This window comes from Cellulomonas sp. FA1, from assembly GCF_000986825.1.
Taxonomy (GTDB): Bacteria; Actinomycetota; Actinomycetes; order Actinomycetales; family Cellulomonadaceae; genus Cellulomonas; species Cellulomonas iranensis.
In genome coordinates, this window is sequence record NZ_LBMY01000001.1 from 3735328 (window position 1) to 3758053 (window position 22726).

The 22726-nt window shown below is 75.4% G+C and carries 20 protein-coding genes; 14 read left to right on the plus strand and 6 right to left on the minus strand.

The window, feature by feature from the left end:
- Nucleotides 1-63: 63 nt before the first annotated feature.
- Nucleotides 64-231, plus strand: a complete 168-nt coding sequence (locus GY42_RS19235; protein ID WP_236686831.1) for a hypothetical protein — start codon at nt 64-66, stop codon at nt 229-231.
- Nucleotides 232-283: 52 nt separating this feature from the next.
- Here GY42_RS19235 and GY42_RS18465 read toward each other — a convergent pair whose 3' ends face one another.
- Entirely contained in the window at nt 284-2671 is a 2388-nt protein-coding gene (locus tag GY42_RS18465) for an endo-1,4-beta-xylanase (protein ID WP_052748478.1), read from the minus strand.
- Nucleotides 2672-3105: 434 nt separating this feature from the next.
- On the opposite strand from GY42_RS18465, the gene GY42_RS16885 reads away from it, so the two are divergent.
- Nucleotides 3106-4914, plus strand: coding sequence for an endo-1,4-beta-xylanase (locus GY42_RS16885; protein WP_046530196.1), 1809 nt, complete (start codon nt 3106-3108; stop codon nt 4912-4914).
- A gap of 51 nt (nt 4915-4965) precedes the next feature.
- Here GY42_RS16885 and GY42_RS19555 read toward each other — a convergent pair whose 3' ends face one another.
- Nucleotides 4966-5922: a hypothetical protein gene (locus GY42_RS19555; protein ID WP_046530197.1), complete on the minus strand. Its 957-nt coding sequence runs from the start codon at nt 5920-5922 to the stop codon at nt 4966-4968.
- 347 nt (nt 5923-6269) lie between these two features.
- Between GY42_RS19555 and GY42_RS16895 the strand changes: the two genes are divergently transcribed.
- Nucleotides 6270-8417: a DEAD/DEAH box helicase gene (locus GY42_RS16895; protein ID WP_046530198.1), complete on the plus strand. Its 2148-nt coding sequence runs from the start codon at nt 6270-6272 to the stop codon at nt 8415-8417.
- Between the two features lie 3 nt (nt 8418-8420).
- Here the strand turns inward: GY42_RS16895 and GY42_RS16900 are convergent, their stop codons facing one another.
- Entirely contained in the window at nt 8421-8972 is a 552-nt protein-coding gene (locus GY42_RS16900; RefSeq protein ID WP_046530199.1) for a DUF427 domain-containing protein, read from the minus strand.
- A gap of 94 nt (nt 8973-9066) precedes the next feature.
- On the opposite strand from GY42_RS16900, the gene GY42_RS16905 reads away from it, so the two are divergent.
- Both GY42_RS16905 and GY42_RS16910 read left to right on the plus strand, forming a co-directional pair.
- A complete protein-coding gene (locus tag GY42_RS16905) occupies nt 9067-9324 on the plus strand; it encodes a type II toxin-antitoxin system Phd/YefM family antitoxin (RefSeq protein WP_046531175.1) in 258 nt (85 codons plus the stop codon).
- Nucleotides 9309-9716, plus strand: a complete 408-nt coding sequence (locus tag GY42_RS16910; RefSeq protein ID WP_046530200.1) for a PIN domain-containing protein — start codon at nt 9309-9311, stop codon at nt 9714-9716. The genes GY42_RS16905 and GY42_RS16910 overlap by 16 nt, the downstream gene beginning before the upstream one ends.
- A 47-nt stretch (nt 9717-9763) precedes the next feature.
- On the opposite strand, the gene GY42_RS16915 is transcribed toward GY42_RS16910, so the two are convergent.
- Nucleotides 9764-10957, minus strand: coding sequence for a Fic family protein (locus tag GY42_RS16915; protein WP_046530201.1), 1194 nt, complete (start codon nt 10955-10957; stop codon nt 9764-9766).
- Nucleotides 10958-11107: 150 nt separating this feature from the next.
- On the opposite strand from GY42_RS16915, the gene GY42_RS16920 reads away from it, so the two are divergent.
- From GY42_RS16920 to GY42_RS16945, 6 genes are all read left to right on the plus strand, one after another.
- Nucleotides 11108-11992, plus strand: a complete 885-nt coding sequence (locus GY42_RS16920) for a siderophore-interacting protein (protein WP_052748479.1) — start codon at nt 11108-11110, stop codon at nt 11990-11992.
- An 87-nt stretch (nt 11993-12079) separates the two neighbouring features.
- On the plus strand, nt 12080-13042 hold the full coding sequence (locus tag GY42_RS16925; protein WP_046530202.1) for an ABC transporter substrate-binding protein: 963 nt from the start codon (nt 12080-12082) through the stop codon (nt 13040-13042).
- 25 nt (nt 13043-13067) lie between these two features.
- Nucleotides 13068-14126 (plus strand): FecCD family ABC transporter permease, encoded by a 1059-nt coding sequence (locus tag GY42_RS16930; protein WP_082131630.1) that lies wholly within the window; start codon nt 13068-13070, stop codon nt 14124-14126.
- A gap of 82 nt (nt 14127-14208) precedes the next feature.
- On the plus strand, nt 14209-15252 hold the full coding sequence (locus GY42_RS16935; RefSeq protein ID WP_046530203.1) for a FecCD family ABC transporter permease: 1044 nt from the start codon (nt 14209-14211) through the stop codon (nt 15250-15252).
- On the plus strand, nt 15249-16082 hold the full coding sequence (locus GY42_RS16940; RefSeq protein ID WP_046530204.1) for an ABC transporter ATP-binding protein: 834 nt from the start codon (nt 15249-15251) through the stop codon (nt 16080-16082). Before GY42_RS16935 ends, GY42_RS16940 begins: the two co-directional genes overlap by 4 nt.
- A 164-nt stretch (nt 16083-16246) precedes the next feature.
- Entirely contained in the window at nt 16247-17131 is an 885-nt protein-coding gene (locus tag GY42_RS16945; RefSeq protein ID WP_046530205.1) for a L,D-transpeptidase, read from the plus strand.
- 57 nt (nt 17132-17188) lie between these two features.
- Here GY42_RS16945 and GY42_RS16950 read toward each other — a convergent pair whose 3' ends face one another.
- Together GY42_RS16950 and GY42_RS18470 are read right to left on the minus strand one after the other, a co-directional pair.
- A complete protein-coding gene (locus GY42_RS16950; protein WP_052748480.1) occupies nt 17189-19057 on the minus strand; it encodes a glycoside hydrolase family 15 protein in 1869 nt (622 codons plus the stop codon).
- A gap of 101 nt (nt 19058-19158) precedes the next feature.
- Nucleotides 19159-19359, minus strand: a complete 201-nt coding sequence (locus GY42_RS18470) for a hypothetical protein (protein ID WP_052748481.1) — start codon at nt 19357-19359, stop codon at nt 19159-19161.
- Between the two features lie 188 nt (nt 19360-19547).
- Here GY42_RS18470 and GY42_RS16955 point away from each other — a divergent pair, with 188 nt between their 5' ends.
- The 3 genes from GY42_RS16955 (at nt 19548) to ligD (ending at nt 22667) form a co-directional block, all read left to right on the plus strand.
- Complete coding sequence (locus tag GY42_RS16955) at nt 19548-20774, plus strand: MFS transporter (protein ID WP_046531179.1); 1227 nt, start codon at nt 19548-19550, stop codon at nt 20772-20774.
- A 100-nt stretch (nt 20775-20874) separates the two neighbouring features.
- Nucleotides 20875-21006, plus strand: a complete 132-nt coding sequence (locus GY42_RS20065) for a hypothetical protein (RefSeq protein WP_269082308.1) — start codon at nt 20875-20877, stop codon at nt 21004-21006.
- Nucleotides 21003-22667 (plus strand): non-homologous end-joining DNA ligase LigD, encoded by a 1665-nt coding sequence (gene ligD / locus GY42_RS16960; RefSeq protein ID WP_236686832.1) that lies wholly within the window; start codon nt 21003-21005, stop codon nt 22665-22667. The genes GY42_RS20065 and ligD overlap by 4 nt, the downstream gene beginning before the upstream one ends.
- Nucleotides 22668-22726 lie beyond the last annotated feature (59 nt).

Genomic DNA, 22726 nt, shown 5'->3' on the forward strand with positions numbered 1-22726 from the left:
CGTTATCCACAAATCAAGATCGAACTCCCTAAAGTGGATGTCGGCAGTTCGAGTCTGCCCAGCGTGCGGCGTGCGTTCCTCGACCAGTTCGACGTCCAGCAGGCCGGCGGCGAGGCGATCCTCGAGTACTGGATCCCCGCCGAGCGGCTCGAGGAGCTCAACGACCACATCGTCGGCACCATCGAGGTCGTGCGAACCTTCCGGTCACCGCTTGGTGTGGAACCCGCGTGACCAGCGCGACGTCGGGCCCGGTGCGCACACACCGGGCCCGAGGTGCGTCGCCTCACCCGCAGCTCACCCCCGCGTACCCGGCGTCGTACCCGCTGAGCCCGGCCCCCCACGCGACGATCCCCGCCCCGGTGACCCGCACGGCCCCGGCGTCGACGCTCGCCCCCGGCGCGGTCCACGTCTTCTGCACGGTCGACCCCGGCCACACCAGCCACCCGCCGACGCCGCGCCAGGGCGACGTCGCGGCGACCAGCACGGGCACGCGCTCGGCGTTCCGCACGCGCACGGTGACGCGCGGCCTGCCGTCGACGCACAGCGCCTCGGCGGACACGGCCAGCGCAACGGAACCGCGCGTCCCCGGTGCGCCGAACGGCGTCACGGCGGCCGACGGCGTCGACGCCTCCGACGTCCCGGGAGCGTTCGTCGCGGTCACCGTGAACGTGTACGCCGTCCCGTTCGACAGCCCCGTGACGGTGCACGCGGTGGTGTTCGTCGTGCACGTGGCCCCGCCCGGCTGCGCGGTCACGGTCGATGACGTCACGGCGCTGCCGCCGTCGTCGGACGGCGCGGTCCACGACACGTCCGCGGCGCCGTCGCCGGCGGTCGCGGTCACGGCCGTCGGCGCGGACGGCGCGGTGGCCGGCGGCTGCACGACCTCGCCCGGCCACTGCGCGACCGTCTGCGCGGTGCCGCCGGCACCGAGCTTCTCGACGCGCAGCGCGTTGATCGAGAACGCGTTGCCGCCCCCGCCGCCGCGGATGCCGATGTTGCCGATCAGGCCGTCGGCGGGCTGGGCGCCGTCGAGCGTGATCTCGGTGACCAGGTCGTAGCTGCCCATGTTGACCATGCCGCTGTTGAAGTACGCGGGGATGTGGGTGGCCACCTGCCCGGCCGCGTACTGGTGGTCGTTGATGACCGCGCCGTCGCCCGTGGTGTACCCGCCGTTGGTGTTGTCCTTGAGCCAGCGCACGCGGATCGCCGTCGTGCCCTTCGCGGTGTAGTTGACCGTCAGGCGGTACGTCGCGCCCGCCTCGGGGCGGAACGCGACCTCGCCGTCGTCGGTCGTCGACCACGGCCACACCGCCGCGTCGTCGCCCAGCACGACGTTCGCGCCGCTCCACGCGTCGCCCAGCGACGTGTCGTACACGTGCACGCCCGGCACGGGCTCGCGGTCGCCGCCGCCCGGCAGGTCCACGTACTCGTGCGTCGCCAGGAACTCCTCGGGGTACAGGATGCCCAGCAGCGCGAGCTTGGCGTTGCCGTCGTAGTCGTACGGCATGGCGAACTCGCCGCCCTTCCAGCCCTGCCGCACGTCACGCACGCCCGCGAGCTTCACGGCGTGCACGACCTTCGGGTTGCCGGTCGTGTTGCCCGGCCCCGCGCCGTAGTCGCGGTAGATCTTGAACAGCTCGGCGTACTTCATGCCCTGGTTGTTCTCCGCCTCGGGCGTCAGCTCGCCGGGCGGCAGCGCGACGTCCATCTCGGTGACGTGCACCTCGACGTCTCCCAGGGACGCGAACAGCCGGATGTTCTGCTCGACGGCCGCGACGTCGGTGGCCAGGTTGTAGTGGCCCTGCATGCCGATGACCTCGATGAGCGGCCGCCCGCCCGGCCGCTCGCCCGCGTGCCGCGCGTTGATGTCCTTGACCATCTCGTAGACCACGCGCGCCTTGGCGGGGGAGTCCAGGCCGAAGTCGTTGTACGTGAGCTTGACGTCCCAGCCGTGCGCGTCGACCACCTCGGCGGCCTTGACGAACGCGAGCTCGACCCAGTCCGCGCCCAGCGCCTGGTACCAGCCCTCGCCCTTGGCGAGCGAGCCGCGCCAGTCCGCGGGGTTCGCGGTGCCGACGGCCTCGTTGACCACGTCGACCGCCACGAGCCGGTCCCCGAAGTGCCCCAGCACGTTCTCGACGTGCGCGTCCAGGTTCGCCAGCGCGGTGTCACGGTCGAACGTGCCCGGCTGGTCGAAGCGCGCGGGCGGCGCGTCCCACATCCACGTCGGCGACTGCGAGTGCCACGCGAGGGTGTGCCCGTACAGCGCCAGGTCGGGGTTCCGGGACGTGTACCGCGCGAACGCCGCCTCCGCCGCGTCGTACGTGAACACGCCCTTGTCGCGCTGCGTGCTCTCGGGCTTCATCTCGTTGCCCGGCGTGTACGACGCGTAGTTGTACAGCAGCCCCTCGATCTCGCCCGCACCGAAGATCCCCATCGAGAACCGGTCGGCGTGCTGGTCCTTCATGGGCGGGTAGTGCTCGAACGTCTGCCCGGGCTCCGGCAGCGCGGCCGGCTCGGGCGCGGCCGCCGCGGGGCCGGCGGGCCCGAGCGCACCGACCGCGAGCACCGCGGCCAGCAGCGGTGCGCCGACGCGCGCGGCGGCGCGACCCGCGCGACGACGGCGGGGGACGAGCGTGCGCAGGGGTGCGGTGACGTCCGGACCCGGCATGGGTGCCTCCAGGGGCGCTCCCCGGCGCGACGCTGCGCGGGGCTCGGCGACGGCAGAGGACGATGGCAAACGTTCTCCACCCGTGATGCCGTCGAACCTAGCCCGCGACGCTCCGGGGTTGTCAAGAGTCCGCCACGTCCGGTTGGTCGGGTCTTGACGTCCGTTTCCGACGCCGCCTACGGTGACCCCACGCGGTGTGGCGAGCGTTTGCCGTCGACGACGACGGTGGCGCCGCCCGGGACCCGACGCCGGGTCCACCCGCGTCGCCGCGGGCGGTCGTCGCCCGCGCGTCGAACCCCTGAGCAGCGCGGACGTGCGGGACGGCGTGGTCCCGCGGCGCGCGCCTGCCCGGGTCGACCCTTGGGGAGGAGCAGTCGATGACCCGACGGACCAGAGGTGGCCGGACCGAGGCACGGCGCGACGGGAGGCGGCCCGTGCGCTGGGCCGGGGCGGGCCTCGCGGTCGCGCTCGCGACCGTCGGGTTCGTGGCGCCCGCGCACGCCGCGGTCGACGCGGCCACGTACGACGTCACGATCCGCGCGACCGGCGCGGGCACCGTCACCGGCGGTGGCACGTACGCGCCCGGCGAGACGGTCGAGCTCACCGCGACGCCCGGGGCGGGGCAGGTGTGGGCCGGCTGGACGTCCGCCGACCTCGCGTGGATCGGCGCACGCGCCCTGTCGTTCACGATGCCCGAGGGCGACGTCACGCTCGAGACGTCGTTCCGGCCGCAGATCGCGCCGCTCAAGGAGGTGTACCGCGACTACTTCGACGTCGGGAACATCTACTCCAACGCCGGCACCTACGCGGACGGCTCGCAGGCGTCGTCGACGATCGCGCGGCACTACTCGGTGATGACCGCCGAGAACAACATGAAGCCCGACCAGCTGCTGCCCAACAACAACATCGACCCGGTGACGGGCGACTTCACGTTCAACTTCGGCCCCGCCGACGCGTTCGTCGACCAGACGCTCGCCCGCGGCATGAAGGTCCACGGGCACGTGCTGGTGTGGCACGGGCAGTCGCCCGCGCGGATCAACAGCGGCGCCACGGGCGGCACCCGCGCGCAGGCCAAGGCCAACATGGAGCGGTACATCCGCGAGGTGCTCACGCACTTCCAGGGCAAGGCCGAGTCGTGGGACGTCGTCAACGAGGCGTTCGTCGACGGGCTCGCCGAGTTCGACCCCGCGACGCAGGACTGGCGCGACTACCTGCGCGGCGGCCCGAACGGCGGGCAGTCCCGCTGGTACAGCGCGTACGCCAACGGCGCCGACACGGCCGCCGGCGAGCACCCCGCCGACTTCCTGTACGACGCGTTCATCTACGCCCGCCAGTACGGGCCCGAGGTGCGCCTGGAGTACAACGACTTCAACGTCTTCCAGTCCGAGGGCAAGGCGCAGGCGATCCTCGCGATGGCCACCGACCTCAACGCCCGGTACGCCGCCGAGCACCCCGAGGACCCGCGCCGGCTGGTCGAGTCGATCGGCCTGCAGTCGCACAACTACATCAACCAGACCCCGGCGTTCGCGTGCTCGGACCGCACGCGCCTGCGCTCGCTCGTCAAGGACGCGGCGGCCGAGTGGCAGCCCGGCGCCTGCTCGAACGAGGCGTCGGTCGAGCGGTCGCTGCAGCTCATCACCGAGGCCGGCTTCACCGCCAGCATCAGCGAGCTCGACCTGCAGGTGTGGGAGGCGTGGAACGGCCAGCCCGAGGGCGAGGACCGCGCCGCGTACCGCGACCTCACCGACCCGACCGTCGCCGACCGCATCTCGCGCGGCGAGTTCGACTACTGGGTCGGCAAGATCAGCAACCGCGCCGAGCTCGAGAAGATCCAGGCGCAGCGGTTCGCCGAGTACTTCGCGGTCTACAAGAAGTACTCGACCGACATCAACCGCGTGACGTTCTGGGGCATGACCGACCAGGCGTCGTGGCGGTCCACGCACAACCCGCTGATCTTCAACAGCGACTTCTCCGAGAAGCTCGGCGCCGCCGCGTCCGCGAACCCCGAGCGCTGGCTCGGGCAGCGGCACCCGGTCGTCGACACCTCGAAGCTCGAGGCCGCGATCGCGGAGGTCAAGGCGCTCAAGCTCAGCGCGAAGGACTTCACGGGCCTGAGCATCGCGCGCGTCAAGGCCGTGCTGGGCCGCGTGATCGCCGTGCTCGTGACGCCGGGCGCGCAGGGCAAGGTCAACGCGGCCACGGCCGCGCTGCACGAGGCGGTCGCCGCGCTCGAGCGGCGGTAGCGCGACGCGCGCGGGGCGGCCGGGTCGTCGGTCGCCCCGCGCGCGTGCCGGTCAGCGGCGACGGCGGCCCGGCAGCCGTCGCCGGTCTCGGCGCGGCACGTCCGGCGCGAACGGCGGGAAGTCGTCGGGAAGGTACCGGGGGAGCAGGTCCGCGACGTCGAGCGCGAGGTCCGCCAGGTGCTCGACGGCCGGCAGCCGCGTCGGCCCCGGGACGTGCACCACGACGTCCCCCTCCTGCACCAGCAGGCTGAGACCCGGCGCGTGCTCACGGGCCAGACGCTCGAGCAGCCGCGGGTGCAGCACCTCGTGCGTCAGCCGGGGGTCGGCACCCCGCATGCGCCACCGCTCGTTGTGCTCGTGCGACTCCACGACCACCTGCTGACCGCCGAGGGCACGGGCGACGCGGTCCCACCGGGTCAGGGGCGTCAGGCTCACGGTCGGCAGCAGCCGCGGACCCGTCGTGAAGACCGCGTGCCGGGACGGACCCGCGACCCCGGTGCGGACGGTGACGGAGACGACGTCGCCGTGCCCGCCCTGCCGGGTCAGCACGTCGGACGCCGGACCCCCGCCCCGCAGGCCCGGCGCGTCCCAGCGGCTCGACAGCGTGGTCGAGCGAGGTGCGTGGTGCCAGCCGTGGGTGTCGGCCGAGGCCTGCACATGCGCCCGGTGCCGTGCCGTGCGCCGCCGGTGGAGCGTCGTCGCCACCGCGACGACGCCGACGGCCGTGACGACCAGGGCCACCGTGACCGCCAGGACCGCGGGGTCGAGCGGCTCGTCCAGCTCGCCGAACGAGCCCCGGGCGCCGCTGACGGCGAGGAGGGCCACCGTGTAGGCGCCGCCGACCAGCAGCACCGTCCCGGACACCCCCACGACCAGCCACACGACGACCAGCGAACCCCCGGCGACCAGCGCGTCCACCCGGCTGATCTCTCCCGCGCCGACGCGACGCCGCAGCGTGGGCAGCACGCCTCGCATGCCTGCCGGCGGTCCGGCGTTCGTCTCGCTCACGCCGGAGTCATCGGCACGGACGCGGCCGCTCACGAGGGAGGTGGGCACCCCGCGTCGCCCCCCCGACGTGCCGCCGAGCGCGTGACGTCGGCCCCGCGCGCGGCCCGCCGCTCGTGGATCGGGCCTCACGTGTGATCAGATGGGGTCCTCGCGTCGTCGACGCGCCGGGAGAGCTGGGAGCGGACCTCGAGGTCCGTGGCCCGCCCCCGACGGGCGGACGGCCCGTGCCGCCGTCGGCGCACGCACCGCTCGGGTGCGCCGCCGGGCGTGAGCGGCCCCGCCGTGGGCCGCGGCCCGTCGTGCTGCACCGTGCTCGCGGTGCAGGCATCGCAGTTGGAGGAGGACCTGTGGCCCGAGCCGGCCAGCGACGCCCCGGGCGTGCCCGCCCCGACGCGGGCGGCCAGCGCCGTCGCGCCGCGCACCCCGACCAGGAGGGGATCATCCCCGTCCTCGCCGGGATCGCCCGTGAGGTCGACGACGCCGTGCAGCGCACGCCCACGCGCTCCGGCGTGCGGACCAAGTTCCAGGTCGTCGCGCTGCTCGTGCGCGAGGAGCGCGCCCGCGTCATGGGCGACGCCGACCTGTCGGAGGCGAAGAAGGCGCAGCAGCTCAAGCGGCTCGACGGCGTCGCGACGCAGCTCGCGCGCATCGCCGCGCGCGACACGACCCTGCTGACGCTGCTCACGGACGACGCGAAGCTGTCCGACGCCGCGCGCTCCTACAAGGAGACGGTGATGCGCGCGGGCGGTCTCGACGTCCCCGACGAGCCCGAGCCCGCCCCGGCGCCCGCGCCGACCGCCGCCACCGAGCGGCGGGTCGTGCCGCAGTCGGTGATCGCCGCACGCCTGGCCAACCCGTTCCTCGCGCCCGACTTCGAGGCCGCCGCGGCCCTGCGCGCCGCGCCCCGCACGCACCGCCTCGACGGGTGGGAGCTGCTCGAGCCGCTGTTCCGGTCGTTCGAGCGCGCCGCCAACGGCTCGCCCGCGTGCATGGAGCTGCCCGACGTCCGCACCCTGCCGGGCCTGCACGGGCGCGAGCTCATGCCGCACCAGGCGCGCCTCGTGGCCGCCGCCGCGCGCGGGCACCGCACGTTCCTGCTGGCCGACGAGCCGGGCCTCGGCAAGACCGCGCAGGCGCTGCTCGCCGCGCAGGCCGCCGACGCGTTCCCGCTGCTCGTCGTCGTCCCCAACGTCGTCAAGACCAACTGGGCGCACGAGGTCGGCATGTGGCTGCCGCTGCGCAACGTCACCGTGGTGCACGGCGACGGCGAGGACGTCGACGGGTTCGCCGACGTCGTGGTCGTCAACTACGACATCCTCGACCGGCACGCCGGGTGGCTCGGCACGCACGGGTTCCGCGGCATGGTCGTCGACGAGGCGCACTTCATCAAGAACAAGTCGTCGCTGCGCTCGCAGCACGTGCTGGGCATCGCCGACAAGATCCGGCTGCGCGCCACGCGGCCGCTGCTCATGGCGCTGACGGGCACGCCGCTCATCAACGACATCGAGGACTTCCGCGCGATCTGGCAGTTCCTCGGCTGGATCGACGACACCAAGCCGCTCGCCCCGCTCATGTCGGCGCTCGAGGAGACGGGCCTGACGCCGGCCGACCCCGGGTTCTCCGCCGCCGCGCGGTCGGCCGTCATCGACATGGGCATCGTGCGGCGCCGCAAGGTCGACGTGGCCGCGGACATCCCGGCGCGCCGCGTCGCGGACCTGCCCGTCGAGCTCGACGGCGCGGTCGGCCGCTCGATCCGCGCGGCCGAGGCGGCGCTCGCGCAGCGCCTGGTCGAGCACTACCGCTCGGCCGTCGCGGCCCGCGGCGAGATCGTCGACCGCGTGGACCTCGACCTCGCGCGCCGCGTGGCGGCCGCCGAGCTCAAGGACGCGTCGTCGAAGAAGAAGGGCGAGAACGTCTTCACGATGGTCCGCCGCATCGGCCAGGCGAAGGCCGGGCTCGCGGCGGACTACGCGGCGCAGCTGGCGCGCAACGTCGGCAAGGTCGTGTTCTTCGCCAAGCACGTCGACGTCATGGACGCCGCCGAGCAGCTGTTCTCCGAGCGCGGCCTCAAGCACGCGTCGATCCGCGGCGACCAGACCCCGCGCCAGCGCGAGAAGAACGTCACGGCGTTCGTCGAGGACCCCGAGGTGCAGGTCGTCGTGTGCTCGCTCATGGCGGCGGGCGTCGGGCTGAACCTGCAGGTCGCGTCGAACCTCGTGCTCGCCGAGCTGCCGTGGACCGACGCCGAGCAGACGCAGGCCATCGACCGCGTGCACCGCATCGGCCAGGACCAGCCCGTCACGGCGTGGCGCGTCATCGCGGCGCAGACCATCGACGCGCGCATCGCCGAGCTCATCGACGCCAAGTCGGGGCTCGCGGCGGCGGCGCTCGACGGCGTCGCGCTCGACGAGGACGCCGCGTCGACGGACGTGCAGCTCGACGCCCTGGTCGGGCTGCTGACCGACGCGCTGCGCGCCGAGGGCGTCGCCGTCTGAGCGTCACCAGCCCCAGGTGCCCGCGCCGCCCTTGAACGGGCCGACGACGCGGCGCGTGCGCCACCCGCCGTAGAAGTCGCCCTCCTGCGCCTCGACGACCTCGCCGTCGACCGTGCAGACCAGCCCGGCCGGGTAGAGCGCGACGTGGTCGAGCAGCGCCTCGTACCCGGGCCGCGGGTCGGGGTAGCCCCACGCGGCGCGCGGGCGCACGACGCGCGCACCCGCGTCGGTGCCGACGACGTCGTGGTACGTCGCGCGCCCCTTGAACTCGCACACCGTCGAGGCACCCGCGACCGGCACGAGCGCGCCCGGCGCGACGTCGGCCAGCGGCAGGTAGTACGTCGGCGGGTGCGACGTCTCCAGCACGCGCAGCGCGCGCCGCGTGTCGACGACGACCGAGTCCCCGAACCGCACGACGACGTGCTCGTCGCTCGGCACGACCGCGGGCGGCCGCGGGTAGTCCCACACCGACTCCTGCCCGGGCCCGGGCGGGACGGCGGCGCGACCGCCGGGCGGGGTGGTGCGCGGGTGCCAGGCCGTGGTGTCCGACGTCATGGCCCCACTGTCGCCCGCGGGCCGACGCGGCGCACGTGCGGCCGGCACGAGGTCGCGTCTATCAGATTCTCAGATGTGCGCGTACGATCGGGTCATGCGCACCGTCACCGCCACGCACGCCTCGCGCGGTTTCTCCGACCTGCTGGACGCCGTCGAGCACGGCGACACGATCGCGATCACGCGCGGCGGGCGCGTCGTCGCCCAGATCGCGCCCGCGGTCTCCACGACCGGCAGAGCGCTGCGCGCGGCCCTGGCAGGGGGCCCCGCGCTCGACGACGACCTCGAGGCCGACGTCGCCGCCGCGACCGCGCTGCTCACGGCCGACGAGAGCGACCCGTGGCACGCCGGCTGATCCTCGACACCACGACGCTGATCGCCTACGAGCGCGGCACCGTCGACCGCGGCCTGTTCGACGACGACGACCTCGCGATCGCCGCGGTGACGGTCGCGGAGTTCCGCACGGGCATCGAGCTCGCCGACACCGCGCGACGGGCGGCCGACCGCGCGCGGGTGCTCGCCGCGATCACGTCGGCGATCACCGTGCTCGACTACACCGAGCGCACCGCCGCCGAGCACGCGCGCCTGATCGCGCACGTCCGCCGCGCGGGCCAGCCGCGGGGGGCGCACGACCTGATCATCGCGGCGCACGCCGCCGAGCACGGTCGCACGGTCGCGTCGTGCGACGCCCGTGCGCGGTTCGGCGAGCTCCCCGAGGTCCGGGTGGTCCTCGTCCCGCGGCGCTGAGAGTCGGCGAATCGGCGCGGGCCGGGCCCGAGTGTGCGGCGCCCGGCTCACCGTCCCGCGCGTCGCCGCCCCGCCCGTGCCGAGAAGGCGTCCATCGCGGCGAGCACCTCGGCGGCCTGCCACACCCGCGCACGGTGGCCCGTCGACGGCGAGTGGAGCACCCCGGCCTCCTGGAGCACCTCGATCGCGTTCCGTGCCGCCCGGTCGGACACCCCGAGCGCGCGGGCCGCGTACTCGGCCGTCACGACGGGTTGGGAGAACAGCAGGTCCGACAACGGCCACGCTGCCGAGTCCGACCGTGCCGTGATCGTGTCGCGCCAGCGCGCGCGGGCGGCGACGACCTCGGCGGCGAGCTGGCGGCCGTTCGCGGTCGCGGCGACCGCGGCCGACGCGATCTGCTCGACGATCGGGTCGAGGTCGCCGTCCCGGTAGGCGCCGAGCGCGCGGAAGTACGACTCCGGGTCGCGCAGCAGCCCGGCGGACACCGGGACCGTCGTGTGCAGCGCGAGACCGCGTCGACGCAGGACCGTGTGGACCAGGACGCGCCCGGTGCGCCCGTTGCCGTCGGTGAACGGATGGATGGTCTCGAACTGGGCGTGGACGACGGCCGCCAGGACGAGCGCCGGCACGTCGTCCCGTGCGGCGAACGCGACGAGGTCGTCGACGAGCAGGGGAACGCGGTCGTGGTGCGGCGGGACGAAGTCGGCGCCGTGCGGACTGATCGGCGAAGCGCCCACCCACACCTGCTCGGAGCGCCAGCGTCCCGCGGTCTCGGGCTCCGACTCCGCCAGGAGCGCGCGGTGGACGGCGAGGATGCCCGCCGCGGTGACGTCGTCGCCCGCGGCGAGGGCGCCCGTCATGGCTCGGACGTTGGCTGCGACGAGGTCGGCGTTCTGCCGGGACGGCACGCCGAGCGACGCGAGCGCGAGGTTGCGCGCGTTCGTGGTGAGGTGCTCGATCTGCGAGCTCGACGCCGACTCGGTCCGCAGGAGCACCGTCGGCATGGGGACGGGGAGCGACGCCATCGCGCTGTCGAAGCGTGCGACGTCGAGCGTCGCCTCCTCGGTGAGCGCCGCCACCCGGGCGCTGACGCGAGGGTGCGCCGCCGCGATCGACGGTGGCACGGCGGCCTCGTAGGGCCGCGCGACGCGCCGTCGCTGGAACGCGTCGAGGTAGGGGCTGGTCGCCGCCCAGGGCAGCGTCTCGTGGTCGACCGCCGGCCACGGGTGGTCGGTGGTCATCCTTCTCCCCGGTTCGTCACGAGTTGAAGCCTACGGCCATACCCTTCACTCCGCCTGTGCCGGCCGGAAGCGTCGTCGCGGTCGGTCCCCCTCCTGGGTCGCGCCCGCGCGGACTGGACGTGCGGGCTGAGGTATGGCAACCCTTATCCCGTGCCTCCCGCCGTCGAGCCCCGCTTCCGCACGTCGCCGAACGTGCTGTTCGCGACGGTCGTGACGCGCGTCGTGCGGCTCTCGCCCGGGTTCGTGCGCGTGACGCTCACCGGGCCCGACCTGGGCGTGTTCGCGCCCTACGGGCTCGACCAGCGCATCAAGATCCTGCTGGGCGAGCCGTGCGACGGCCTGCTGCCCGGGCTGCCCGAGCGCGAGTGGCGGCGCGTGTGGCGCGCGGTCCCCGAGCAGCGGCGGCCCGTGCTGCGCAGCTACACCGCCTACGAGGTGCGGCCCGACGCGCGCGAGCTCGACCTCGACTTCTACGTGCACGACCCCGCGGGCCCCGCGAGCGAGTGGGCCCTCGCCGCGCGCCCCGGCGACCCGCTGCTGGTCTCGGGCCCCGACGTGCGCGCGGGCGCGCCCGACCACGGCGTGCAGTGGTGCCCCGGCGGCGCGACCGAGCGCGTGCTGCTCGCGGCCGACGAGACCGCGTACCCCGCCGTGCGCGGCATCCTCGCGGCGCTGCCCGCGGGCGTGCGCGCGACGGTCCTGCTGGAGGCGGGCCACGCGGCCGACGCCGCGACGCTCGACGACGTCACGGCCGGGCACGACGCGCACGTGCTGCTGCGCGACGGGCGGCGCGGCGGGCAGGCGCTCGTGACGGCCGTCGAGACGTGGGCCGCCGCGCACGGGCCCGCCGCCGCGGCCGCGGGCGACGCGTTCTACGCGTGGGTCGCGACCGAGAGCACGCGCCTGGCCGGGGCGCGCGCCGCGCTCGCCGGGGCGGGCCTGGCTCCCGAGCGCGTGCACACGCAGGGGTACTGGCACGACCGCCCGCGCGGGGTCCCCGCACCCGAACCCGCTGGCTACGCGGTCGCCGTGTGACGGACCGCACGTACGCGGTGAGGTAAGGCTTTGCTAACGTCACCCCCGGTCCGCGACGGGCGGACCGTCACGGACGAAGGAGTTGGCGTGCGTTCAGCAGTCTCCACGGTGCGGTCGCGGGTCGCGGTGCTCGCGGCCGTCACGGCCCTCGGTCTCGGCCTCTCGGCGTGCGCCGCCGACGCGGACGCCGGCACCGCCGACCCCACGCCGTCCGCCTCCGCCGACGCGTCCGACGAGCCCCGCGTCGTCGAGCACGCACGCGGCGAGACCGAGGTCCCCGCGCACCCGCAGCGCGTCGTCGTCCTCGAGCCCGTGCAGCTCGACACCGCCGTCGCGCTGGGCGTCGAGCCCGTCGGCGCGGCCGTGCTCAACGAGGCCCTCGGCGTGCCCGCCTACCTCGGCGACGCCGCGGCCGACGTGCAGACCGTCGGCACCGTGCAGGAACCGAACGTGCAGAAGATCGCGGCCCTGCAGCCCGACCTCATCATCGGCACCGAGTCGCGCCACTCGGCGCTGTACGACCAGCTCTCGGACGTCGCGCCCACCGTCTTCATGGCCACGCAGACCGACCCGTGGCAGGACAACGTGCGCTTCACCGCGAACGCCCTGGGCGACGAGGCCGACGCGCAGGAGCTGCTCGACGCGTACGACGCACGCTGCCAGGAGATCGCCGACGAGTTCGGCACCGCCGGGCAGGCCGCGCAGCTCATCCGCCCGCGCGACGGCATCCTCACGCTCTACGGGCCCACGTCGTTCGCGGGCAGCACGCTCGAGTGCGTCGGCTTCACGACCCCCGAGCGCGACTGGGAGAACTCGATTTCCGTCGACGTCTCGCCCGAGAACGTGCTCGACGCGAAGGCCGACCACGTGTTCGTCACGACGACCGACGTGACCGACGACTCCAGCGTCCCCGAGGCCGTGCGCGCCAACGCGGCGGCGTTCCCGCAGCTGCACCTGGTCGACCAGGCGTGGTGGATCACGGGCGTCGGCCCGCTCGGCGGGCAGGCCGTGCTCGACGACATCGAGAAGATCCTCTCCGCGGCGTCCTGACCCCCACCCGCCGACCCGCGCACCCGTGAGCACCGCAGCACCGACCGCCCGCCCGGCGACCCTCCGGTCGCCGGGCCGGGCGCGTCCGCCGCGCCGGCACGCCGCCGGCTGGGTGGCCGGCGCGCTCGCGGTGCTGCTCGGGGTCGTCGCGCTGTCGGTGCTGGTCGGGGCCAACCCGGTGCCGCCGGACGACGTGCTCGACGCGCTGCTGGGCCGCGGCACCGACACCGCGCGGTTCGTCGTGTGGGACCAGCGGCTGCCGCGCACGCTCGCGGGCCTCGTGGTCGGCGGCGCGCTCGGCGTCGCGGGCGCCCTCATGCAGGCCTTCACGCGCAACCCGCTCGCCGACCCGGGCCTGCTCGGCGTCAACGCGGGCGCGGCGTTCGCGGTGGCGCTGGGCATCACGTTCCTGGGCGTCACGACGCCCGCGGGGTACATGTGGCTCGCGTGCCTCGGCGCGCTGGTCGTGGCCGTCGGCGTGCACGTGCTGGGCGGTGCCGCCGACCTGCGCGCGAGCCCTGCGCGGCTCGTCGTCACGGGTGTCGCGGTCGGCGCCGTGCTCGCGGGCCTCACGAGCGGGCTCACGCTCACGCACCCCGACACGTTCGACCGCATGCGCGGCTGGGCCGCCGGCAGCCTGCTCGAGCGCGGCCCCCAGGTCGTGCTGCCGGTGCTGCCGCTCGTCGTGCTGGGCCTGCTGGTCGCGGCCCTCACGGCGCGCAGCCTCAACGCGGTCGCGCTCGGGCCCGACGTCGCGCAGGCGCAGGGCGTCGACGTGCGCCGCACGCGCGTGCTCGTGCTCGCCGCGGTCACGGTCCTCGCGGGCGGGGCGACGGCGATCGCCGGGCCCGTCGCGTTCGTCGGGCTGATGGTGCCGCACGTCGTGCGGTGGACGCTGGGCACCGACCAGCGCCGCGTGCTCGCGGGGTCGCTGCTGGGTGGGTGCGTGCTGGTCGTCGCGTCCGACGTCGTGGGGCGCGTCGCCGTGCCGCCGGGGGAGATGCCCGTGGGCGTGGTCACCGCGTTCGTCGGTGCGCCCGTGATGATCGCGCTCGCGCGCCGCCGACGGGCCACGGCGCTGTGACCGCCACGCGCCCGGACGTGCACGACGCCGCCGGCACCGCCGAGACCGCCCCCGCGGCCGCCCCGCGCGCCGTGCCGCTCCCGTGCGGCTGCTGCGCGGCCCACGCCCGCGCGTGCTCGTCGGCACCGACCGGCTGCACGTGGGCGTCGGCGTGCGTGAGGGCGTGCTGTGCGTCGTGCTGGCCGCCGTGCTGCTCGTCCTCGCGGTCGTCGGGCTCGCGGTCGGCGACTTCCCCGTGCCGTGGCCCGACGTCGTGGGCGCGTTCACCGGCCGCACGCAGGGCCTCGCGGCGACCGTCGTGCTCGAGTGGCGGCTGCCGCGCGTCGCGGCGGCCGTGCTGTTCGGGGCCGCGCTCGCCGTCGCGGGCGGCGTGTTCCAGGCCGTGACGCGCAACCCGCTCGCGAGCCCCGACGTCGTCGGCCTGTCGAACGGCGCGTTCACGGGCATGCTCATCGCGCTCGTGTCGCTGGGCGGCGGCTGGGCGTCCCGCACGGTCGGCGCCCTGGTCGGCGGGGTCCTCACGGCCGTGGTCGTGCACCTGCTCGCGCACCGCGGCGGTCTGCAGGGGTTCCGGCTCATCGTCGTCGGCATCGGGGTGTCGTCGATGCTGGGCGCGTTCAACACGTGGGTGCTGCTGCGCGCCGACCTCGAGACCGCGCTGCTCGCCTCCGCCTGGGGCGCGGGCACGCTCACGACCGCGACCGCCGAGCTCGTGCGGCCCGTCGCGGTGTGCGTCGTCGTGCTGCTCGCCGTGGTCGCGACGCGAGCCGGCGCGCTCGCGCAGCTCGAGCTGGGCGAGGACGTCGCCGCGACCACCGGCGTCGCCGCGGGCCGCGACCGCACCGTGCTGCTGGTCGCCGCGGTCGGGCTCGTCAGCGCCGTCACCGCCGTCGCCGGGCCCGTCGCGTTCGTCGCGCTCGCGGCCCCGCAGATCGCGCGCCGCGCCGCCGGGTCGCCCGGCATCCCGCTCGCCGCGAGCGCGGGCGTCGGCGCGGTCGTGCTGCTCGGCGCCGACCTCGTCGCGCAGCACGTGCTGCCCCTGACCGTGCCCGTCGGCGTCGTCACCGTCGTGATCGGCGGCGCCTACCTGCTGTGGCTGCTGCTCCGAGAGGCGAGGAACCGATGACCGCCGAGACCGCCACGACCTCGACGACCTCCGTGGGCCGCGTCGGCACCGCGTCGCGGCTGCGCGCCGAGGGCGTCACGCTGCGCTACGACGCGCGCACGGTCAGCGAGGACCTCACGTTCGCGGTGCCCGACGGCTCGTTCACCGTGATCATCGGCCCCAACGCGTGCGGCAAGTCCACGCTGCTGCGCGCGCTGTCCGGGCTGCTCGTGCCCGCCGCGGGGCGCGTGCTGCTCGACGACGCACCGCTGCCGTCCTACGCGGCGCGCGAGCGGGCACGGCGCCTGGCGTTCCTGCCGCAGACCATGTCCGCGCCCGAGGGCATCACGGTGGCCGAGCTCGCCGCGCGCGGCCGGTTCGCGCACCAGCGCGTGCTGCGCCGCTACTCGGCGGCCGACGTCGACGCGGTCGAGCGCGCGCTCGCCGCGACGGGCACGACCGACATCGCCGACCGTCGGCTCGACGAGCTGTCCGGCGGGCAGCGGCAGCGCGCGTGGATCGCGATGGTCCTCGCGCAGGACACGCCGCTCGTGCTGCTCGACGAGCCGACCACGTACCTCGACGTCACGCACCAGCTCGAGGTGCTCACGCTGCTGCACCACCTGCACGTGCAGGGCCGCACGGTCGTCGCCGTGCTGCACGACCTGCACCACGCGGCCCGCTACGCGACGCACCTCGTCGCGATGAAGGACGGGCGCGTCGTCGCGCAGGGCGACCCCGCCGCGGTCGTGACGGCCGAGCGCGTGCGCGACGTGTTCGGGCTCGACGCCACCGTCGTGCCCGACCCCGTGACGGGTGCGCCGCTCGTCGTGCCCGCGGACACCCGCTGACCGCCGCCGGGCGCCGCGCCCGCCGGCCGTGGCCCGCGTCGGGTCGGCGCTCGCGCCGCTCCGGGACGGCCTCCGCCCCGCGCCGGGACGGCCTCGCCGCGAGCCGGGAAGGCCAGGGCGCCGGCGCCCTGGTGCCCTCGCCCGACCGGACGCACCATGGACGGGTGAGCACCCCGCCGCGCCCCGGTCCGGCCGCCGCCCTCGTGGCGGCCGTCGTGGCGCTCGCGACCGCGTGCGCACCGTCGTCACCCGCCGCGACGCCCGAGACGGTGGTCGTGCGCGCGCCCGTCGTCGCGGCCAAGGCCGCCGTGCCGCCGCCCCCGGCGCTCGCACCCGTGGACCTCGCGTCCCTGCCGGTGGTCGAGCCGCGCGTGGTCGTGCCGGGCCTGCCCGGCGACGACGGGCTCGAGCAGCTGCGCTCGCAGGACCCGGCGCTCGGCACGTGGCGCACCGCGACCGTCGTGCGCGACACCGCCGCGTACGACGCGCCCTACGGCACGCCTCGCGGCACGGTGCCCACGGCGACGCTCGACGTGCCGACCGTGCTGCCCGTGGTGGAGCGCCGCGCCGGGTGGCTGCGCGTCATGGTCGCGACCCGCAGCGCGCTGCCCAGCCAGGACGCCACGCAGGTCAACGGCCGCACCGCGTGGATCCGCGAGCAGGACACCGTGGCCAGCGGCACGAGCTGGCGCCTGCACCTGGACCGCGCGGCGCTCACGCTCACGATCGACGACGGCACGACGCCCCGCACGGTGCCCGTCCTCGCCGTGGGCGCGCCCGGCACCCCGACGCCCGCGGCCGCGCAGTTCCTTACCGGGTCGCAGTGGGACCAGCCCGGCACGTACACGCCGCGCAGCCTGCTGCTGTCGAGCCAGAGCGAGACCATGGACGCCTACGACCGACGCACCGGCACGTCCGCGACCGCGATCCACACGTCGCCGTTCACCGCGACGGGTGCGATCTCCAACGGGTGCGTGCGCGTGACCGCCGACGTGCTCGACCTGCTGTGGGGCAAGGTGCCGCCCGGCACGGTGCTGACGGTCTCCTGAGCGGCCGCGCGCGGGCAGCGCCCGGGGCCGGGCCGCCGCCCCGCCGACGGACCACCCTCAGCGCGCGCCGCCCTCGCGCGCCCGCACCGCGGCGATCGCGTCCGCCGCGCGGATCAGCCCGATGTGGCTGAACGCCTGCGGGAAGTTGCCGATCAGCCGCCCGGCGTCCGGGTCGTACTCCTCGCTCAGCAGCCCGAGGTCGTTCGCGTAGCCCACGAGCTGCGCCATGAGCGTCTCGGCGTCCTCCAGCCGGCCGCTGTTCGCGTGCTGCTCGACCAGCCAGAAGCAGCAGATGAGGAACGGGTGCTCGTCGCCCTCGAGCCCGTCCATGCCCGTGTCGGTGCGGTACCGGTGCACGAGGCCGTGCTCGTCGGTCAGCTCCTGCTCGATGCGCGCGACCGTGCCGAGCATGCGCGGGTCGTCGTACGCGAGGAACCCCGTGTGCGGCAGCTGCAGCAGCGACGCGTCGACCTCGGCGTTGTCGTACGTCTGCGTGAAGCTCTCGATCTCGGGGTCGTAGCCGCGCTCGTCGATCTCGGCGCGCAGCCGGTCCCGCAGCTCGCGCCACCGCTCGACCGGCCCGTCGAGCCCGTGCTCCTCGACCGCGCGCACGCCCTGGTCGAACGCGGCCCACATCATGGCGCGCCCGTGCGTGAAGTGGTGCAGGTCGCCGCGCATCTCCCAGATGCCGTGGTCGGGCCGGTCGTAGTGCGTCTCGGTGTACCGCAGCAGGCTCTTCTGCAGGCCCCACGTGTACTCGTCCTCGCCGACGCCCGCGTCGCGCAGCATGCCCAGCGCGATCATCACCTCGCCCACGACGTCGGCCTGGTACTGGTCGGCCGCGCCGTTGCCGATCCGCACGGGCCGCGACCCCTCGTAGCCGTCGAGGTGGTCGAGCTCCTTCTCGTCGAGCTCCCGCTCGCCGCCCACGCCGTACATGATCTTGACGTCGTCGGCGTCGCCCGCGACCGCGCGCAGCAGCCAGTCGCGCCACAGGCACGCCCCCTCGGTGAGGCCGTGCGCGACCGCGACCTCGATGGTCAGCGCCGCGTCGCGCAGCCACACGAACCGGTAGTCCCAGTTGCGCACGCCGCCCAGCTCCTCGGGCAGCGACGCGGTCGGCGCCGCGACGATCCCGCCCGTCTCGCCGTGGGTGAGCGCGCGCAGCACCAGCAGCGAGCGCAGCACGAGCGGGTCGTGCGTCGTGCGGACCTCGAGCTTCGACGACCAGTCCGTCCAGAAGCTCACGGCCGCCGCGAGCGCCTGGTCGGCGTCGATCGGCTCGGGCGGGTCCGCGTACGACGGGAACCACACGAGGTCCCAGTCGAGGAGGTCGCCCTCCTCGAGCCGGAACCGGCCGCCGAGCCGCGGCGTGCGCGCGCCGCCCGCCGCGGAGAACGCGCCCGGCTCGGCGGACGTCCCGTCCTGCGCGACGCCGTCGTCGCCGTCGACGCGCGTCAGCAGCGGACCCGTGACGAGGATCCCCTCGGGGCCCGCGAGCGACTGCAGCGCCTCGCGCCCGTGGTGGTCGACCACCCGCACCCACGGCGTGGCGCGCGCGTAGTCGAACCGCAGGCGCAGGTCGTGCTCGACCTCGACCGTGCCCTCGAGGCACTCGACCTGCCGCACGAGGTCGTCGCGCCCCGACGTCAGGGGCAGGAAGTCCGTCACGCGCGCCGTGCCCGTGGGCGTGCGCCACGTCGTCTCGAGCACGAACGTCTGCGGCAGGTACCGCCGCTCGATCACCTCGCCGTCGACCGCCGACAGCTTCCAGCGCCCGTCGTCGGGTCCGCCGAGGATCGCGGAGAACGCCGCGGGGGAGTCGAAGCGCGGCAGGCACAGCCAGTCGATGCTGCCGTCGCGGGACACGAGCGGGCCGGTGCGCAGGTCGGACAGGAGGGCGTAGTCCTCGAGGTGCGTGCTCACCTCGTCCTTTCTACGGTGCGGACGCCCGCCCCGCAGGACGGGCGTCCGGTTTCGCCCGGGTCCGGGCGGCGGACGAGCACCGCGCGGACCCGGCGGTCGGGTCAGTCGGCGACGTGCCGGCCGCCCTCGCGCCGCCCGTGGTTGACGTCCGCCTCGTCCGGGCCGGGGCCCGTGTCGACGGGCGGCTGCGTCTGGTCGGCGTCGTGCGCGTGGTCGCCGTCGTGCGGGTGGTCGTGGTCGTGCTCGTGCGGGTGGTCGTGGGTGTGCCCGCCGGGGTCCGCGGGGCCGGGGTTCTCGCTCATCGGGTGCTCCTTCGCTGTCCGACTCGGTTCCGGTCCCTCGATGGTCGCCACCCGGTGCCCGGTCCGCACGCCGGGGCGTGGCGCGCGACGTGCCGGGGTCGCCGCGCCGTGCGGGTGGAGCGCTGCTACGTTCGCGAGGACGGGCGACGCCGACGACGCCGCGCCCGGACGACGGGAGGGGGCCCGTGATGTCGGCACGCACCACGGGTGCGCCCGCGGGGGCAGCGGCCGCGGTCACGCCCGCACCGGCGGGCCGGATGCTCGTCCTGGCAACCGTCGGCTTCCTCGTGAACTTCTGGGCGTGGGCGCTCATCAGCCCGCTCGGGTCGGCGTACGGCGACCGGCTCGGCCTCACGGGCTTCCAGCAGTCGGTGCTCGTCGCGGTTCCCGTGGTCGTCGGGTCGCTCGGGCGCATCCCGGTGGGTGCGCTGACGGACCGGGTCGGGGCGCGCGTGATGTTCCCGGTTGTCAGCCTCGCGACCGTGCTGCCCGTCCTGTACATCGGCCTGGTCGCCGAGTCGTACACGTCGCTGCTGGTCGGCGGCTTCCTGCTGGGGCTCGGCGGCACGACCTTCGCGATCGGCGTCCCGCTCGTCAACGCGTGGTACCCGCCGGCGCGGCGCGGTACCGCGCTCGGGCTGTTCGGCATCGGCATGGGCGGCACCGCGATCTCGGCGTTCACGACCGTCCGGCTCACCGACGCGTACGGGCACGCCGCGCCGTTCCTCGTCGTCGCGGTCGTGCTCGTGCTCTACGCGGTCGTCGCGGCCGCGCTGCTGCGCGACGCCCCCGGGCGCGCGGTCCCGGCCGGCGGGTTCTGGCGGCGCACCTGGGACACCGCGCGGCTGCCCGCGACCGGGCAGCTGTCGTTCCTGTACGCCGTGGGGTTCGGCGGCTTCGTCGCGTTCAGCGTCTACCTGCCGACGTACCTCGGCAACGCCTACGGCCTGACGCCCGGCGACGCGGCGTTCCGCACCGCGGGGTTCGTCGTGCTGGCCGTCGCGATGCGGCCGGTCGGCGGGACGCTGTCCGACCGCGTGGGCGCCGTGCCGGTGCTGGTCGTGGCGTTCGCGGGGGTCGCCGTGCTCGCGGCCGTCGCCGCCGCGGGGCCACCGCTCGTGCCTCTCGGCACGGTCGCGTTCCTGGGGCTGGCGGCGCTGCTCGGTGCGTCGTCCGGCGCGACGTTCGCGATCGTCGGGCACGTCGCGCCGCCCGAGAAGGTCGGTGCGGTCACGGGGCTCGTCGGGGCGGCCGGCGGGCTCGGTGGGTTCGTGCCGCCGCTCGTCATGGGCGCGGTCTACGACCGGCTCGGCGGCTACGCGCTCGGCCTCGTGCTGCTCGCCGTCGTCGCCGCGGGCGCCGCGCTGTTCACGCGCGGCCCCGTCGCCCGCTCGGCACGCACGCCCGACGCGTGACGCGCCCGCGGCGTGCGGGCCGCGCGCACCCCGCACAGACTGGCATCGCCCACCCCTGGCGGGCGTCGACCCGACCGCCCCACCCGCGCGGAGGACCACCGTGAGCGAGACCGACGACGGCAGCACGATCCACCCCGACCAGCTGGACGAGGAGGGCGTCGGCGGCACGGCCGACGGCGTCCCGAGCACGTTCGAGCCCGAGGAGGACCCGGGCCTCACGGCGGGCGCGTGAACCGCTCGGGCGGCGCGGGCACGCGGGGGCGTGCGGCGGAGGACGCCGACGCGCTCGGCACGTACCGCGCGATGCGCGACTTCACGCGCACGCCCGAGCCGTCCGGGGCGCCGCCCGCCGCGGGCGGCGCCGTCGAGCGCCGGTTCGTGGTGCAGCGGCACCGCGCGCGGCGCCTGCACTACGACGTCCGTCTCGAGCTCGACGGCGTGCTGCTGAGCTGGGCCGTGCCCAAGGGCCCGACGCTCGACCCGGGCGTGCGGCGCATGGCCGTGCACGTCGAGGACCACCCGCTGGAGTACGCGGGCTTCGAGGGCGTGATCCCGCGCGGCGAGTACGGCGGCGGCGACGTGATCGTGTGGGACCGCGGCACGTGGGTGCCGTACAAGAGCGACGACCCGGCCGCCGAGCTGCGCGACGGCCAGCTGCACGCCGAGCTGCACGGCGAGCGGCTGCGCGGCAAGTTCCTGCTGGTGCGCAGCGACAGGCGCGGGCGGGACGGCGGCGACGGCAAGGAGCAGTGGCTGCTGATCCACAAGCACGACGAGCACGCGGTCGACGGCTGGGACGCCGAGGACCACCCCACGTCGGTCGTGTCGGGGCGCACCAACGACGAGGTCGCGGCCGACCCGGACCGGCTGTGGCGCTCGGGCGTGCCCGCGGCCGAGGCCGAGGTGGACCTGCGGGACGCGTCGCCGGCACCACCCGCACCCCTGCCCGCCGACGACGACGCGCTCGCGGCCCTCGACGACCTCGGCGCGTCGGGCACGTGGGAGGTCCACGGGCGGCGGCTGCGCGTCACGAACCTCGACAAGGAGCTGTTCGGCGGCCGCGACGGCGAGCCGCCCGTCACCAAGCGCGACCTGCTGCGGTACGCGGCGCGCGTCGGGCCCGTCGTGCTCCCGTACCTCGCGGGGCGCGCGCTCAACATGCACCGTTTCCCGCAGGGCGCCGGCACCGCGGGGTTCTGGCACAAGCAGCTCCCCGACCACGCACCCGACTGGGTGCCGCGGTGGGACCGCCCCGACGTCGACCCGGGCGACACCACCACCTACCTCGTGGTCGACGAGCCCGCGGCGCTCGTGTGGGCCGCCAACTTCGGCGCGCTCGAGTGGCACGCGTGGACGTCACGCACCGACGCGCCCGACCTGCCGACCTACGCCCTGGTCGACCTCGACCCCGGGACGTCGACCACGTGGGACGACCTCGTGCTGCTGGCCCGCCTGCACCGCGACGCGTTCGAGCACCTGGGCGTCCGCGCGTACCCCAAGCTCACCGGGAAGCGGGGCATCCAGATCTGGGTCCCGGTGGCCCCGGGGCCGTCGTTCGACGACACGCGCACGTGGGTCGAGCGGCTCTCGCGCACGGTCGGCCAGGTCGTGCCCGACCTCGTGAGCTGGCGGTGGGAGGTACGCGAGCGCGGCGGCCACGCGCGGCTCGACTACACGCAGAACGCCGTCAACAAGACCCTCGTCGCGCCGTACAGCCCGCGCGCCGCCGCCGGCGCGCCCGTGTCGGCGCCGATCACGTGGGACGAGCTCGACGCCGACTGGCTGCGCCCCGACGCGTTCACGGTGCGCACGGTCCTCGACCGGCTCGCCGACGTCGGCGACCCGTTCCGCGGCGTGCTCGACGCGCACCAGGTGCTGCCGCCGCTGCGGTGAGGGGGTGCGGCGCCCGCCCGGGCCGGTCCCCTTGAGCGGCCCCGAGACGCGTGCCAAGG